This is a genomic window from Mesoplasma chauliocola (assembly GCF_002290085.1).
Taxonomy (GTDB): Bacteria; Bacillota_I; Bacilli_A; order Mycoplasmatales; family Mycoplasmataceae; genus Mesoplasma; species Mesoplasma chauliocola.
In genome coordinates this window covers 571,813-587,639 of record NZ_CP023173.1, presented here as the reverse complement: position 1 = coordinate 587,639, position 15,827 = coordinate 571,813, and the positions used below count along the sequence as shown (strand labels likewise).

The 15,827-nt window shown below is 25.4% G+C and carries 14 protein-coding genes and 1 pseudogene; 13 read left to right on the top strand and 2 right to left on the bottom strand.

Annotated elements, in window-relative coordinates:
• Nucleotides 1-91: 91 nt before the first annotated feature.
• From CK556_RS02625 to CK556_RS02610, 4 genes are read left to right on the top strand one after another with little or no spacing between them, the layout of a single operon-like run.
• Nucleotides 92-1,042, top strand: a complete 951-nt coding sequence (locus tag CK556_RS02625; protein ID WP_027875558.1) for an IS3 family transposase — start codon at nt 92-94, stop codon at nt 1,040-1,042.
• Nucleotides 1,043-1,092: 50 nt separating this feature from the next.
• The gene (locus tag CK556_RS02620) at nt 1,093-1,350 is read left to right on the top strand and encodes a transposase (RefSeq protein WP_027875557.1); all 258 of its coding nucleotides are present in this window, start codon (nt 1,093-1,095) and stop codon (nt 1,348-1,350) included.
• On the top strand, nt 1,329-2,297 hold the full coding sequence (locus CK556_RS02615) for an IS3 family transposase (protein ID WP_051412757.1): 969 nt from the start codon (nt 1,329-1,331) through the stop codon (nt 2,295-2,297). The genes CK556_RS02620 and CK556_RS02615 overlap by 22 nt, the downstream gene beginning before the upstream one ends.
• A 9-nt stretch (nt 2,298-2,306) precedes the next feature.
• Nucleotides 2,307-3,035, top strand: coding sequence for a Fic family protein (locus CK556_RS02610; RefSeq protein ID WP_027875556.1), 729 nt, complete (start codon nt 2,307-2,309; stop codon nt 3,033-3,035).
• A 171-nt stretch (nt 3,036-3,206) separates the two neighbouring features.
• Here the strand turns inward: CK556_RS02610 and CK556_RS02605 are convergent, their stop codons facing one another.
• Entirely contained in the window at nt 3,207-3,743 is a 537-nt protein-coding gene (locus CK556_RS02605; RefSeq protein WP_027875555.1) for a dihydrofolate reductase family protein, read from the bottom strand.
• A 468-nt stretch (nt 3,744-4,211) separates the two neighbouring features.
• Nucleotides 4,212-4,718: pseudogene (locus CK556_RS02600) on the bottom strand (ClbS/DfsB family four-helix bundle protein).
• A gap of 337 nt (nt 4,719-5,055) precedes the next feature.
• Here CK556_RS02600 and CK556_RS02590 point away from each other — a divergent pair.
• The 9 genes from CK556_RS02590 to CK556_RS02550 all read left to right on the top strand — a co-directional run bounded on the left by CK556_RS02590 (nt 5,056) and on the right by CK556_RS02550 (nt 15,826).
• A complete protein-coding gene (locus CK556_RS02590; RefSeq protein ID WP_051412756.1) occupies nt 5,056-5,388 on the top strand; it encodes a GNAT family N-acetyltransferase in 333 nt (110 codons plus the stop codon).
• 108 nt (nt 5,389-5,496) lie between these two features.
• Nucleotides 5,497-8,346: a BspA family leucine-rich repeat surface protein gene (locus tag CK556_RS03995; protein WP_206072619.1), complete on the top strand. Its 2,850-nt coding sequence runs from the start codon at nt 5,497-5,499 to the stop codon at nt 8,344-8,346.
• Nucleotides 8,347-8,734: 388 nt separating this feature from the next.
• The gene (locus CK556_RS02580; protein WP_095761523.1) at nt 8,735-11,842 is read left to right on the top strand and encodes a lipoprotein; all 3,108 of its coding nucleotides are present in this window, start codon (nt 8,735-8,737) and stop codon (nt 11,840-11,842) included.
• Nucleotides 11,843-11,918: 76 nt separating this feature from the next.
• A complete protein-coding gene (locus CK556_RS02575; protein WP_027875698.1) occupies nt 11,919-12,671 on the top strand; it encodes a hypothetical protein in 753 nt (250 codons plus the stop codon).
• Between the two features lie 131 nt (nt 12,672-12,802).
• Nucleotides 12,803-13,543, top strand: a complete 741-nt coding sequence (locus tag CK556_RS03890) for a lipoprotein (protein ID WP_027875697.1) — start codon at nt 12,803-12,805, stop codon at nt 13,541-13,543.
• A 326-nt stretch (nt 13,544-13,869) separates the two neighbouring features.
• Entirely contained in the window at nt 13,870-14,142 is a 273-nt protein-coding gene (locus CK556_RS02565; protein WP_027875696.1) for a hypothetical protein, read from the top strand.
• A 56-nt stretch (nt 14,143-14,198) separates the two neighbouring features.
• Complete coding sequence (locus tag CK556_RS02560; RefSeq protein ID WP_027875695.1) at nt 14,199-14,486, top strand: GNAT family N-acetyltransferase; 288 nt, start codon at nt 14,199-14,201, stop codon at nt 14,484-14,486.
• A gap of 62 nt (nt 14,487-14,548) precedes the next feature.
• The gene (locus tag CK556_RS02555; protein WP_027875694.1) at nt 14,549-15,013 is read left to right on the top strand and encodes a lipoprotein; all 465 of its coding nucleotides are present in this window, start codon (nt 14,549-14,551) and stop codon (nt 15,011-15,013) included.
• Between the two features lie 105 nt (nt 15,014-15,118).
• The gene (locus CK556_RS02550) at nt 15,119-15,826 is read left to right on the top strand and encodes an ATP-binding cassette domain-containing protein (protein WP_027875693.1); all 708 of its coding nucleotides are present in this window, start codon (nt 15,119-15,121) and stop codon (nt 15,824-15,826) included.
• Nucleotide 15,827: the final 1 nt, after the last annotated feature.

Genomic DNA, 15,827 nt, shown 5'->3' with positions numbered 1-15,827 from the left:
AGTTTAGTTTTAGATGGTATAATATTTATAACAGCATAGGGTGTCCTATGCTTTTTTTGTTCTTTTTCTAGAAGGCTAGAAAGATAATAATATGAAAAGAAAAATGAATAGTAAAGATAAACTGGCATTTTTAAAAAATAATATAGATGTTATAAAATATAAAAAAATAGATATTGTTGAATTTATAGTTAAGAACAAATTAAATGAAAAATATTACATTTCAGATTTACTTGAAATTTTTTCTGTAAAAAGATCTTATTGAGATAAATATAAAAATAAGGTGAGTTACGTTAAAAATAAAGATTATAAGCTAGTTAAGTTAATAAAAGAAATATTTGACAATTCTCTAAAACAATATGGAGTAAGAAGAATTAAAAAGGAATTAGAATTAAAATTCAGTTTAACTGTGAATCATAAAAAAATTAGAAGAATATTGAATGAACATGAATTACTCTCTGAGTATGTTATTAAAATAAAATCTAATAGAGCTAAGAGATATGATCATAGAAATTATAGAACTGAAAATCCTAGATTTGCAAAAGACTTAATAAACAGAAATTTTAGAAAAAGTGAAAAGCCTAATCAAATATGATACACAGATGTAACATATTTAATATCTGAAAATGGAAAAAGATATATGTCTACTTTCATAGACGATTTTGATAAAAGAGTAGTGGGTTATCATATATCAAACATGAATAATACAAAATTAGTAATTGAAAGTTTAAAAAATTCAATCACTAATTCGTGTATAACAAAAGAAGAATGTAAAAACCTTATAATTCATTCTGATAGAGGCATTCAATATGTTTCTAATGAATATAAAGCATATTTAAAATTTTTAGGAATAAAAAGTTCGATGGGGCAAACAGGAGTTACTCAAGATAATATAGAAATTGAAAGATTTCACTCAGAACTTAAAAAAGGAACAATACACAATAATTCATATTTTAAATTTGATATAAATTCTTATGTAGATTTTGTTAAAAATGAATGAATCCCTTGGTATAAAAAGGAAGTTCAAAAAAGAAACAAAAACTAGCTTAAAAATGTTTTAGGTTACGATATTATCCAGATGTAAGTGAGGATAATATGGCAAATAGAAAAAACAAAAAATATTCAGCTGAGTTTAGAATTCAAATATTGAAACAAATAGATAATGGAATAAATCCTAAAGTTTTAAGTCAAAAAAATGAAATTAACATTAATACAATATATTCATGAATTAATAGTAGAAACGAAGGTAAATTAAATAAACCGGTAGGAAGAACTAAAGAAAACTTTTCAAGTTTAGAAGAGGAAAATATTTTCTTAAAAAAGTACTTAGCATGACTAAAGACACAAAATTAAAAAGAGTTGAGTTTATTAACAATGAAATAGATTCAAACAATTTAAGCATAAAAATTATGTTAGATATACTACAGTTAAAAAGATCTTATTGAGACAAATATAAAAATAAATGAAAAGAAATTAAGGGTAAAAAGAATTTTGAATTTAATGTTGTTAATTTAATTTATAATGAAAGTCTTAAACAGTTTGGGTATAGAAGAGTAAAAAATGGTTTAAAGTTTAAATTAGACATTAATTATAGCAATCATAAAATAAGACGAATAATGAAAGAAAATCATTTAATTCCGCAATATCATTTGAAAGCAATTAAAAGTGCAAATTTAAGAAAAGGTATTATTAATAGTCAATGTATTTATGAAGATAAAATAAAAAGACAATATAAGTTAGTCAATGAACCTTACAAAGTTTTTTACACTGATGTTACTTATCTTATATCTAAAGATGGAAAAAGATATATGTCTACAATAATTGAGGGATATTCTAAAAAAGTTATAGATTATAAAATATCAGATAAAAATGATCAGGAATTAGTTATAAATAATCTAAAAAGTTTCATCAAAAAAATGAGAAAAGATGCCATTGATTTAAATGGTATAATTCTACATTCTGATAGAGGAGTTCAATATCAAAATATTCAATATCAAAATCTAGCAAATAAAAATAATATTGTAATTTCTATGGGTAGAACAGGTGTTTGTTATGATAATGTTGTTATAGAGTCATTTCACTCATTATTAAAGAAAGGGACTATTTATAACAATAAAACGATTATAAACAGTATTAGTGAATATCAAACACAAGTTAAAAAATGGGTTAATTGATATAATCAGAATAGAGATTTTGAAATGCAAAATAACATTGCTAAAAGAAGACAAAATAAACATTATAAATCTAAAGCACTTTTAAAACCAAAATATTCTAAATTACAAAATAAAATAATATATTAAGGAGTTAAAATGAAAAGTAAAGAAGACATCTACAGTGAAATATATAATAAGCATGTGTTTAGTTCTATACCAGAGAACAATGAAGGCTTTTGTTTAGAATTTTTTGAGTGAGAATTATTTGAATCTGAACACATTCCTAATATAGATAGTTTTAAAATTATTGAAATGATTGAAAAAGTTTCAAAGAATTTATTATTATTTGAAAATATAAATTTAAATCTTAATAAAAATTTTGATGAATTTGAAATGATGACAATAAGTAATATGTCAAAAGCTGCTTCAAAAGTGATCTGAAATCTTTTTAAACCAAATAAACCTGTTTTTATAAAAGAACTTAATAAACTTGTGACAGAAAATCAAGCCCTAGTTCCAGGATCATTCAGAAACAAAAATATTTTTGTCAAAGGAGTTAAAAAAGAGTTTAAATTCTTAAGTGAAGAGAGAATTGATGAAAAACTAAATAAACTTTTAAGCCAAGCTAATACCTCTGAAGAAATAGCGTTACATCTACTATTATTTATAATTACACAGCAAGTTTTCTTCGACGGAAATAAAAGAACTGCATTTTTAATAGCTAATAAAATACTATTGGAAAACTTTTATAAATTTATTTTGTTAGGCGAAACTAACATTGATAAGTTTAATCTACTACTAAATGACTTATATAATAATTTTAAATATGAAAAATATAATAATATATTCAACTTTCTGAAAGAACAAATAAAAGACTTAAAATAGTTTAAGGATTCTAACTTAAGTTATTTTTTATGCAAAAAGTCACTTTTAATAATTTCTTAATCAAAAAAAGCTAAAAAAAGATGCAAAATTGCACCTTTAATAATACCTTATTTAATACTTACTTTTTTGATATCCCTATAAATTTCACTAAAATAAAAAATCTAAAAATTTTTATTTTGTATAAACTGTATAAACCAAACCATTAATTATTTCTGTTGTTTCAACTTTTAATTTTAATTTGTTTATTTGATTGAATAAATAAATACCTTTTCCCAAAATTATTGGAATTGTAGTAATCCTATATTCATCTATTAAATTATTTTCAATTAAAGGATTTACAACAGATGCACCACCTAAAATTCAAATTCCTTTGCCTTTTTTAATTTTTAAATCATTAACCAATTTTATTGCATCTGTATTTAAAAATTTAATATCTTTTTTATTTTGAATTGTTTTTGAAGTTAAAATAATTGTTTCCTTCTCGTTATATGGTCAATCATTTGGTGAAAGTTCTTCAGATATCTGACTATAAGTTTTTCTACCCATTAAAATTGTGTCTATATCTTTCATTAACTTTGAATAACTATAATCTTCTTTATTTTCTGCATTTGCATCTATATCTGTATTTAAAAGAAAATCAATTTTACCATCTTCTTCAGCTATAAAACCATCTATTGATTGTGCAATATATAAAATAATTTTTTTCATAACTTCTATACTCCTATTTCAACATTTTAACAAAAATATACAAAAAATAGATCTTTAAAATTATATTTTTTATAAAATTAAGTTTCAAAAAACAAAGAATAATTAAACATCTAAAATAAAATTGATATAAAAAAATAAGTAACTAATTTATACTGTAAAATTTTATGGAAAGGTATTTTTTATTATGGCAAAACATTGAAGAAAAACAATAAAAACTAAGAGAGTCAAGAACTCTTAACGTTGTTAGGATCTCTTTACTTATTAGAACAAAAAAAATTATACAAGAATACCTAAAATAGTTAGTAGAAAAAATATGGTTGAAACTTTTAAAATCAGAGTATACAGTTAAATATGTTGGTAAACTTCGAGAACAATTATTATTTTTAAGAAAAGCAAATGTTATGGTTACTTTTGAAAATAATTAAAATATAAGAACATAGTTATTAAAAAAGATTCTTATAAACATTACTATATCTCTTTTTTTCATTTTCTTATTTTGACTCTAAAATTTGTAAATGGAGCAACTGTGTTTATATGAATTCATTTCTATAAAGGTCAGTTAGCATTTGTTTTTGCTCATTTTCGTTTATTAGGACAGAAAAGTTCATCATCTTCTAATGTACAAATTCAATCACAAAGTTTGTATACTAAATACTTTAGCTCATCTCTTTGCTCTTTTATTGAAGAAAATGAATATTTTTCATAAAATGAATTATATAAATTTCCAAGATTATTTCATTTATATTCAGGAGTTGGGGTTTTAACCTCTTTTCCATTTCTTTCGTCTTCATCTCAACTTAAAAGTAGACTAATTCAACCAATTTGATAAGCTAAATTTTCAGTTGGGGTTTTTTCTAATTTATTTGTCCTTGTATTTCTTTTTGATTCTGAAATTGAATTAAACTCTAAATCATATTTTTCATATTTACAAAATATTTCTTTAATTAATTCTTCTTTATTAAGATATTCTTTCATGAATAACATCCGTGTTTTAATTGTAAAAATTCAACTTGCTTTGAATATATATTCTTTCGTTTATTATAACAAAAAACAAGAACTGATCCTGCAAGAGCAATTAAAAATAAAAATAAAATTAGTTTTCAATTAGACTTTAAATGAGTTTTTATTATTTGAAACCCTGAAACTTTTTTTATCATTATAAAATACTCTCCTTAATAAAAACACTTTTAAATTTTTCTCTGAAACAAATGGTATAGAGGAAGGCATTCCGGGTTCTTCTGAAATAGTTAACTTTAAGCAGTTATCTGAATGAGTTGATTTTGTAAATTTAGGAATTGGTAGAAAGTTTGGAATGCCTTTTAAACAATATTTAGCAGTTGATGAAAACGATAATTTTGTTGGTATTATAAACATAAGATTAAAACTTAATGAATATCTCTTAAATTATGGTGGACATATTGGTTATTCTGTTTCACCAGAAAACAGAAATAAAGGCATAGCGACTGAGATGCTTTCTCAGGCATTAGAGGTATGTAAAAAGGAAGGGATTTATGAAGTATTAGTTACTTGTACCAACCAAGCATCTGAAAAAGTTATTATCAAAAATGGTGGATTGTTTGAAGACATTAGAAGTGATGGCAAAACAAGTTTTAAAAGATTTTGAATAAAACAAAAAAAATCATAATTTTAATTGCAATAAAATATCATTTAAAATTTTTATAAATTTATTTTTTAAACGAAAATGATATTAATAATTTTAATCAACTACTATAATGTAATAGAGGTGAAAACTATGAAAAAACTTTTAACTTTTTTGGCTTCAATATCTTTAACAACAAATTTAATAATTTTAGCCGTTTCATGTAGTAATGAAACTGTTCATTTTGAAGATCTATCAAGTGTAATTTTGAATAAGGATTTAGGTAAACTAGATAATAATGACGAAACTACTGTAAAAAATGCTTTACTAAAACAAAATCCTACATTAAATATTAATGAAATTAAATTAACAATTGCACCTGTTACAAAAGAGATAGAAACAAACAACTATACAGTAACAGTAGAACCAATTGAAAATTCAGCTGTTTATTCTGGAAAAGTTGAAGGTATCACTTTTTACAATGAAACTGTTCATTTTGAAGATCTATCAAGTGTAATTTTGAATAAGGATTTAGGTAAACTAGATAATAATGACGAAACTACTGTAAAAAATGCTTTACTAAAACAAAATCCTACATTAAATATTAATGAAATTAAATTAACAATTGCACCTGTTACAAAAGAGATAGAAACAAGCAACTATACAGTAACAGTAGAACCAATTGAAAATTCAGCTGTTTATTCTGGAAAAGTTGAAGGTATCACTTTTTACAATGAAACTGTTCATTTTGAAGATCTATCAAGTGTAATTTTGAATAAGGATTTAGGTAAACTAGATAATAATGACGAAACTACTGTAAAAAATGCTTTACTAAAACAAAATCCTACATTAAATATTAATGAAATTAAATTAACAATTGCACCTGTTACAAAAGAGATAGAAACAAACAACTATACAGTAACAATAGAACCAATTGAAGATTCAGCTGTTTATTCTGGAAAAGTTGAAGGTATCACTTTTTACAATGAAACTGTTCATTTTGAAGATCTATCAAGTGTAATTTTGAATAAGGATTTAGGTAAACTAGATAATAATGACGAAACTACTGTAAAAAATGCTTTACTAAAACAAAATCCTACATTAAATATTAATGAAATTAAATTAACAATTGCACCTGTTACAAAAGAGATAGAAACAAACAACTATACAGTAACAGTAGAACCAATTGAAAATTCAGCTGTTTATTCTGGAAAAGTTGAAGGTATCACTTTTTACAATGAAACTGTTCATTTTGAAGATCTATCAAGTGTAATTTTGAATAAGGATTTAGGTAAACTAGATAATAATGACGAAACTACTGTAAAAAATGCTTTACTAAAACAAAATCCTACATTAAATATTAATGAAATTAAATTAACAATTGCACCTGTTACAAAAGAGATAGAAACAAGCAACTATACAGTAACAGTAGAACCAATTGAAAATTCAGCTGTTTATTCTGGAAAAGTTGAAGGTATCACTTTTTACAATGAAACTGTTCATTTTGAAGATCTATCAAGTGTAATTTTGAATAAGGATTTAGGTAAACTAGATAATAATGACGAAACTACTGTAAAAAATGCTTTACTAAAACAAAATCCTACATTAAATATTAATGAAATTAAATTAACAATTGCACCTGTTACAAAAGAGATAGAAACAAACAACTATACAGTAACAATAGAACCAATTGAAGATTCAGCTGTTTATTCTGGAAAAGTTGAAGGTATCACTTTTTACAATGAAACTGTTCATTTTGAAGATCTATCAAGTGTAATTTTGAATAAGGATTTAGGTAAACTAGATAATAATGACGAAACTACTGTAAAAAATGCTTTACTAAAACAAAATCCTACATTAAATATTAATGAAATTAAATTAACAATTGCACCTGTTACAAAAGAGATAGAAACAAGCAACTATACAGTAACAGTAGAACCAATTGAAAATTCAGCTGTTTATTCTGGAAAAGTTGAAGGTATTACTTTTTACACTGAAAAAGAAATTCAAGACAATTTAACTTATTATATAGATGAAAAAACAGGTGAAGAATTAAATGTTGCTGGATCTGCTCCTGAAGGAACAAAAGAAGTAACACACATTGGATATGATTTAAATTTCCAAGCTTATAAAATGCCACCTACTATTGAAAAAGTTCCTAATGAAATTAGTCAAGAAATTCTAAGTTTACATAGTTTATTTGAAGAAGCTGAAAGTTTTAACCAAGATATAAGTAGTTGAGATACATCAAATATAACAAGTATGAGTGCAATGTTTTCAGGTGCAATTTCTTTTAATCAAGGTTTAAACGATTGAAATACTTCAAAAGTAACTGATATGTCGCAAATGTTTAAAAATGCAAATTCATTTAATCAAGATTTAAATGATTGAGATACATCAAAAGTAACTAATATGAGTGATATGTTTAATTCATATGGAGAATTTCAGGGTAAAATTTCAAATTGAAATACATCAAATGTAGTTAATATGTCTGGTATGTTTGGTTGATTAAAACTTTTTAATGGTGATATTTCAACAAAAGAAGTAGAAAAAAATAATGAAAAATATGTCGCATGAGATACATCAAAAGTAACTAATATGAGTGGTATGTTTTATTCGGCTTATAATTTTAATGCGAAAATAGGTAATTGAAATACATCAAAAGTAACTAATATGCAAGGGATGTTTTGGGGTGCATCAAATTTTAATCAAGAAATTCATACTGTTACTGTGCCTAATGGGTCAAATCCTTCAATAATTTATTGAGATGTTTCTAATGTAACTGATATGTCCAATATGTTTCGTGATACTGAAAAATTTGAACAAGACATTTCAACTTGAAATACTTCAAATGTAATAAACATGTCTTACATGTTTTATGATGCAATAAAATACAATAGAAACTTAAGTAATTGAGACGTAGCAAAAGTAACTAATCATAATCAGTTTGACACAGGCGCTAAAATTTGGGAAGATGGATTTAAACCTATTTTTAATGTATAGAATAATAATAAACATTTATATAATTTGTTGGATTCAATTACCCATTTTATTTAAAACCATTCGAATGTTTAATTAAATACATAAAAATGAATTTAGAAAAAAATAAATAAAATAAAAGCGCAGTTTATATTAGTACTGCGCTTTTATTAAATATTGTTTCCCTTTATTTATACTTACTTTTTAGGTATCCCTACATAAAGCCTCTTTTTTTAAATAACTATTACTAAAAATGAGCAAAACATCCTAAATAATGAAAAAAAACCCTTAAAGTTATCTTTTTTCATGAAAAAACACTCATAAAAGTATTTTTTCTTTATAATAAAATGGTAGTAAAATAGTTCTTATTTACTATCAAAATATAGAATATTCTAGGAGGACACACAAAATAATGAAAAAATTATTAGGTATTTTAGCTGCAACCGGTATAGCAGCAAGTAGCGCAAGCCTAGTAGTAGCCTGTGGGTCAAAAGAAAATGGAGCAGTAGACTTAAGTAATGCACTTACAGGTTATATTGCTACAAACGACACTGACGAAGAGGAAATTATTAGCTATTTAAAAGAAACTAAGGGAGTAAAAGACCTTAAATCAAGCGAGATTGCAGTTGTTACAACAATTGCAACAGCAAATACAGAAGGAAGTGTATGAATTCACGCTTCTGATAAAGCAAAATCAGTAACAGGGGAAATCGTTTTAGAAATTGTTAAAACACCAGCAGTTAACTTAAAAACTGCTTTAAAAGATGTTTACTTTGATAAAACACCTACTGTTCAAGAAGTTATTAGTGCTTTAAGACAAGTTAAGGGACTAAAACATTTAGAAGCATATGAAGTTGAATTTGACTTAGAACAGATTAATCCTGGAGAAATAAACAGCGTTGAAGTTAAAGCAACAAATTCAGCTAAAATTGTTGAAGGTGAAGGAAACATTATTGTTGACTTGTCACTAATTAATTTAAATGAATTAAATGTTGAAGGATTAACTGATAAATCAACTGAAGAAGAAGTTGCAGCAGCAATTAACGCAGCTTGAAAAGCAGCAAATACAGAATCTAAAAAAACTATTACAAAAGATGATGTAACAATCAAACAAACTACAGGTAAAATTGGATCAAAAGGTTCAATTACTGTAACTGCAAAAGAAGACAGTGAAAAAGTAATTGGTCAAGTTACAATTGAAACTGCTGCATTAGATGCAATTGATTTATCAACAGCATTAAATGGATTAAAATTAGAAACTCCTTCAGTTTCTTCTGAAAATAATGGAAATGGATCAACTGATCCTGAAACTGGAGATGCTTTAAGAGAAAATGAAGTATTAGCATTAGGAGATATCACAATAGCTGGTACACCAGTTAGAAATCAATATAAAGCTGATGCAAAAAACTTAGAAGGTAAATCAAATCAAGATGTTATTGTTGATGCATTTAAAGAAAAAAATACAGGAGCTATTGCTGAAGATGCAACAGTTGTTGTTAAAGGAATTACTTTAGATGGAGCAAAAATTATTGTTACACCTGCTGCTGATGAAGCAACAGACGTAGTTTACAATGTAACTTATACAGGAAAAAATGAAGTAATTATTCCTTCATATGAAGAACAAATTATTTCATTCTTAAACAAAAAATATAAAGGAGAATTATCAAGAGAATTAGTTACTTCAGATATTAAATTAGAAGAAATAGCAAAACCTCAAATTAATAAAGCTGGTTCAGTTAAAGTTGAAGCAACTGAAGATGCAAAAAATGCTGGATTATTAATTAATTCAAAAGAATTAGCAACTCCTGCTTTACCAAAAATTGAATTAGAAACTGTATTAAGTAAAGAGGATTTATCTAATAAAGCATTAAATGATGTTGTTATTGAAGACATTGTTGCAGTTATTAATACTAATTTAAATAAAGTAAAAGAAGAATCAGAAAATTTATCAATTACTAAAGATGATATTACTTTCAAACAAACATTAGCAACTTCAACTAAAGAAGGATCAATTGTTGTAACAGCAAAAGACTCAGCTAATTTAATTACTGGAACAGTAACAATTACAATCGAAAAAATTGAAAAAGTTAACTTAAATATCTTTAATGATGCACAAGGTGTATTTGTTGACTATAAACCAAAAGATGGTTCAACTCAAGAATCAATTCAAGCTGATGTTTTAGCTAAATTACAAACTGTAAAAGGTTTAAAAAAATTAACTGCATCAGATGTTGATATTAAAGCAGTTCAATCATCTCCAAAACTTTCAAAAGATGCTTCAAAATACTGAGATATTAGTATTAGAGCAAACGAAAAATCAGAATTAGTTAAAGGATCAGCTTCTATGTTAATTCAAGAAGCAGATATTCCAACTGTTACTGAAGAAACAATCACGAATGCATTAAATGATGCAGTTCAAGGTAAAAACTTTAAAGATGATGCAGAAGCTATTGCAGCTGTTATTGCAGTTGAAGTTGAAGGTGTAAAATCATTTAAAGCTGAAGTTAAAACTGATGGTAATTTAGTTGAAACTGCAAACGAAGAAGGGGCAACTCCTGAAACTGAAACAAAAATTTTAAAAGTTACTGCAGAAGCAGCTGAAGGTTATCAATTAGCTAAAACTGAATTTGAAGTTGAAGTTAATATTGTTAAAGAGGCAGCTTCTGATAATAAAAAAGATATTACAGGATTAACAGCAGATGATTTAAGTTTGGAAATCTCAAACACAACATCTCAACAAGATGTACTTGATGCATTAAACACTAAATTTGGTTTAACTGAAGACACAGATAAATTAGTTTTAGATACTGATGTAACAATTACAATTAATCTTGCAACTGAAGGTCAAGCTGGAAAAATAACTATTGCAGTAGTTGACGGATCAACAAAAGTTAAAGGAACTAATGTTGAGTTAACTATTCCTGCATTGCATGCTGATACAAAAAAAGATATTACAGGATTAACAGCAGTTGATTTAAGTTTGGAAATCTCAAACACAACATCTCAACAAGATGTACTTGATGCATTAAACACTAAATTTGGTTTAACTGAAGACACAGATAAATTAGTTTTAGATACTGATGTAACAATTACAATTAATCTTGCAACTGAAGGTCAAGCTGGAAAAATAACTATTGCAGTAGTTGACGGATCAACAAAAGTTAAAGGAACTAATGTTGAGTTAACTATTCCTGCATTGCATGCTGATACAAAAAAAGATATTACAGGATTAACAGCAGTTGATTTAAGTTTGGAAATCTCAAACACAACATCTCAACAAGATGTACTTGATGCATTAAACACTAAATTTGGTTTAACTGAAGACACAGATAAATTAGTTTTAGATACTGATGTAACAATTACAATTAATCTTGCAACTGAAGGTCAAGCTGGAAAAATAACTATTGCAGTAGTTGACGGATCAACAAAAGTTAAAGGAACTAATGTTGAGTTAACTATTCCTACATTGGCTGAAGGACAACTATTCGCATTCAACCTATCAAACAAATACTTTAACTAATTAGTTAATTTATTTAAAAGATATAATTAAAGACTACTCTATGAGTCTTTTTTTATATTTATGCTAAAATCAAAATATGAAAAAACACACCCGCTTTTATGAAAACTGAATTTGATATTATCATTTAATAGCATTTTTAATATTTGCTGGTTTTTTGTGTTGAGGATTTTACTTATCAAGTTTTGTTGAACACTGATACAGTAATAATGCATTTACTAACTATGATATTTTAATGAGTTTCTTTTCTGTACAAGTTAATATAATGACTATTGTTTGATTACTTATTTATATTATTAATTTTGATAATAAGAAAAGCGGAATAACTACTGATCGTTTTAGAATGGTTATTATGAATTTAAATATGCTGGTATTTTTAATCTTTTGAATGGGTGTTGTTTATTACATTAAAACTGGACAAGATAGTATAGTTAACTATACTAATAACCAAATCTTATGTACTATAATGACTCATATGATCTGTCCTATATTACTATTTATTATTTATCAATTTAGTATGGGTAATGAAAAGTATTCATATAACTTTTATAAGAAATGAGATATCTATCTAGTATTTATTTATGCAATTAGTTATTTAGTATATGTATATATTAGAGGAGAATTATATTTACAAAATGGCAGAACTGGAAGATATCCTTATCCCTTTGTTGATTTTCAAAATTTATTTATTGGTAATTCAGTATGGTTATATTGTTTATATTTAGCTATAGCGTTTTTTATTTGATTTTCTTTACATCATGTATGATTAGTATTTAATAATAATTTAATCTTTAAGCGTAAAGAATATAAAAGAGTTATTAATTTGATTTAGTTATAGCTTAATTTTTACACTTAAATTTGAGAAATTTTTCCAATTTTAAGTGTTTTTTTATTTTTTTAGTAAAATCATACTTATAGTGAACAAATTTGTTTGCTGTTTATAAAATTAAAAGGAGAATTAATATGAAAAAATTATTAGCTATTTTAGGAGCAGTTGGTTTAACTGCTACAGGAGCTTCAGTTGTTGTTTCATGTGGAAATGGTGAAGTTACAGAAGATAAAGTAGATTTATCAAAAGTAACTTTAACAGATTTCAAAGCAACAAATGATACAACAGATGCACAAATTATTGAGGCATTAACAAAAGTTGAAGGATTAAAAGAATTAAAAGCTGAAGATGTAACTATTGTTAAAAAAGATGCTACAAAAGACGTAACTGGAACAATTACAATTACAGCTTCTGCTAATTCAAAATTAGTTTCAGGTACATTAACTTTAACTATTGATAAATTAGTAGATGAAGGTAACAAGATACCAGAAGGAACTAATGTTTCAACAAGAGATATGAACGGATTAGTAAATTCAACAAGAGTAGGTGTTGATGGACAAAATTCAATTAAATATAGAATAACAAAAGAAGTAATGAGCCCAAATTCTATTGGTTGAAATGTAAAACCTTTAACTCAAGAATTTTTTAGTGATAACGGAATATCAGGTGATGTTAAATATGTTAATTCATCAGATAAAGTAAATCTTGTAAATGCAGAATATACACTTGTAATTTTACATGGTGCAACTCAAGCAAAAAATGTTCAAAGTGATAACGGACACTATGAATTTGTAAAAATCACTGTTATTGATGGAACTGTTCATGCAAACACAAACAATACTCAAAAAATTTGAGCAGAAAATCACTGATACTAAAATATAAAACTATTTATTAAACTATGAAAACTAGCGCCAGCTAGTTTTTTTATTTTTCCATCAATAGTTTGATAAATTTGCTCTTTATATTATAAACAGTAGAATCTACACTAAGGAGCTAATCTCTTAGAAAAGAGCAATAAATATGAAAAAGACATTTAAAACACGTACGCAGTATGCTGAAAATTTAATAAATAATTTTATTAAATATTATGCTAATGCAAATTCAGCTTATATAAAATGAATGCTTTGATTGAATCAATGAAAATGTTTGTGTTATTAATGGCAATGAAAAAGATAATTTAATTAATATAGTTTCAAATGAATTGAATAAATTATCATTAGAAAAAATTACCAAAATCAAAAATAAAGTTTCGTGAATTAATTTTTCTCATGGCAGCAATAAACTGAAGCATGAATATTTATTGAAAAAAAATTTTAAATTATTACACACTTATCAGGGAATGGTATTAGATCTTAAAAATTGAAATATTAAGGATAGTTTAGACAATGACCATATTAAAGTAGTAGAAACTAAATCTGATGTTGAAACCTTTTCTCAAATATTATTAAAAGTAGTTTTGAATGAGAAACAATAGTTTTAGACAAATATTCACCAATTTTTAAATATAACTTAAAACATAATGTTAATTTAATGGTCTTAGTAAAAGATTATCAACATAATATTGTTGGGGCAGGCAATATCTACTTTGATAATGAAAATGCAATCATTGATGATATAGTAGTATTAAAATCAGCTTGTAATCAAGGTTTAGCTAAAATGATTATGTTTTATTTAATTTCTTATGTTAAACAGTTAAATAAGCAAAGTGTTCTATTATTTGGTACAGAAATTGCAACACCTATTTATAAGAAGATTGGATTTAAACCAAAGATATTTATATGCAAGTATTTTATAAATTATAGTTGGTTGTTAATTTAGTTAAAAATCATATTATTAAAGTATCCAATTTAACAATTTGATTGGTGGGAAAGGGTTTTAATATGAAAAAATTATTATCAATACTAGGAGCTGTTGGATTAACAGCAACAGGAGCCTCAGTTGCTGTTTCATGCAGTGGTGAAAAACCTGAATCAATAGTTTTAGCTTTAGGAGAGTTAAACAATAAAGAATCAACAACAATTATTGCAGCGTTTAATGCTAAGAATCCAAATAATAAGGTTTCTGACAAAGCAACTGTTAAGGATATTACAGATACAAGTGCAACAATTGTAGATGGGACTACTGAACATAAAGTTACTTTTACCATTAAAGCAACTGTTATTGAACTTAAATTAGGGGAACTTGCTGACAAACAACCAGCAACAATTATTGCAGCGTTTAATGCTAAGAATCCAAATAATAAAGTTTCTGAAGAAGCAACTGTTAATGATATTACAGATACAAGCGCAACAATTGTAGATGGGACTACTGAACATAAAGTTACTTTTACAATTAAAGCAGCTTAAACAATTAAAGATAAACAAATAACCATTTGGGAAATTCCAATGGTTATTTTTAATTTTCTTTGCTATATATGTATAATTTAATGTAAATAGGGAAAAGGTGTACATATGATTGAATTTAAAAACGTTGAAAAAATGTTTACTTTAAATAAAGGTTTAAAGGAAGTAAATATTATCATTAAGCAAGAGCATATTGGATTAGTAGGGCCAAATGGTGCTGGTAAAACTACTTTTATTGAATTATTATTAGGATTACATTTACCAAGAAAAGGTGAAGTTATAATTAATGGTGTAAAAACTACAGATAAAGATTTTAATATTAGTAGAATAGGGTATATTTCAGCTAATCTTAACATCCCTAAAAAACTAAGTGTTTTTGAATATGTTAATTATGTTAAAGAATTAGAAAATAATGAAAAATTTAACATAAACATTGATATGTTTGCTAGAGCTTTAGCGTTCGATTTAAATGATCTGTCTACAATTGGCAGTTTGTCTTCAGGAATGGTGCAAAAATTAAAAATTATTTTAGCAATATCTGGAGATAAAGATATTTTAATTTTTGATGAACCAACTAGAGGATTAGATCCATTAGCAGTAGAATTATTTGAAAAAATTATGGATAAATTAAAAACTAAGAATTTAACTATTATTTATTGTAGTCATATATTAGAAGAAATAGAAAAATTTTGTGAGCGTGGATTAATCATTAAAGATAACAAAATAGTTAAAGATGTAAATATTAAAGATCATAAATCAAATTTAAGAGAAAGCTTTAAATCATTTTATGAATTTACTGAAATAGGGGATTTTTAAT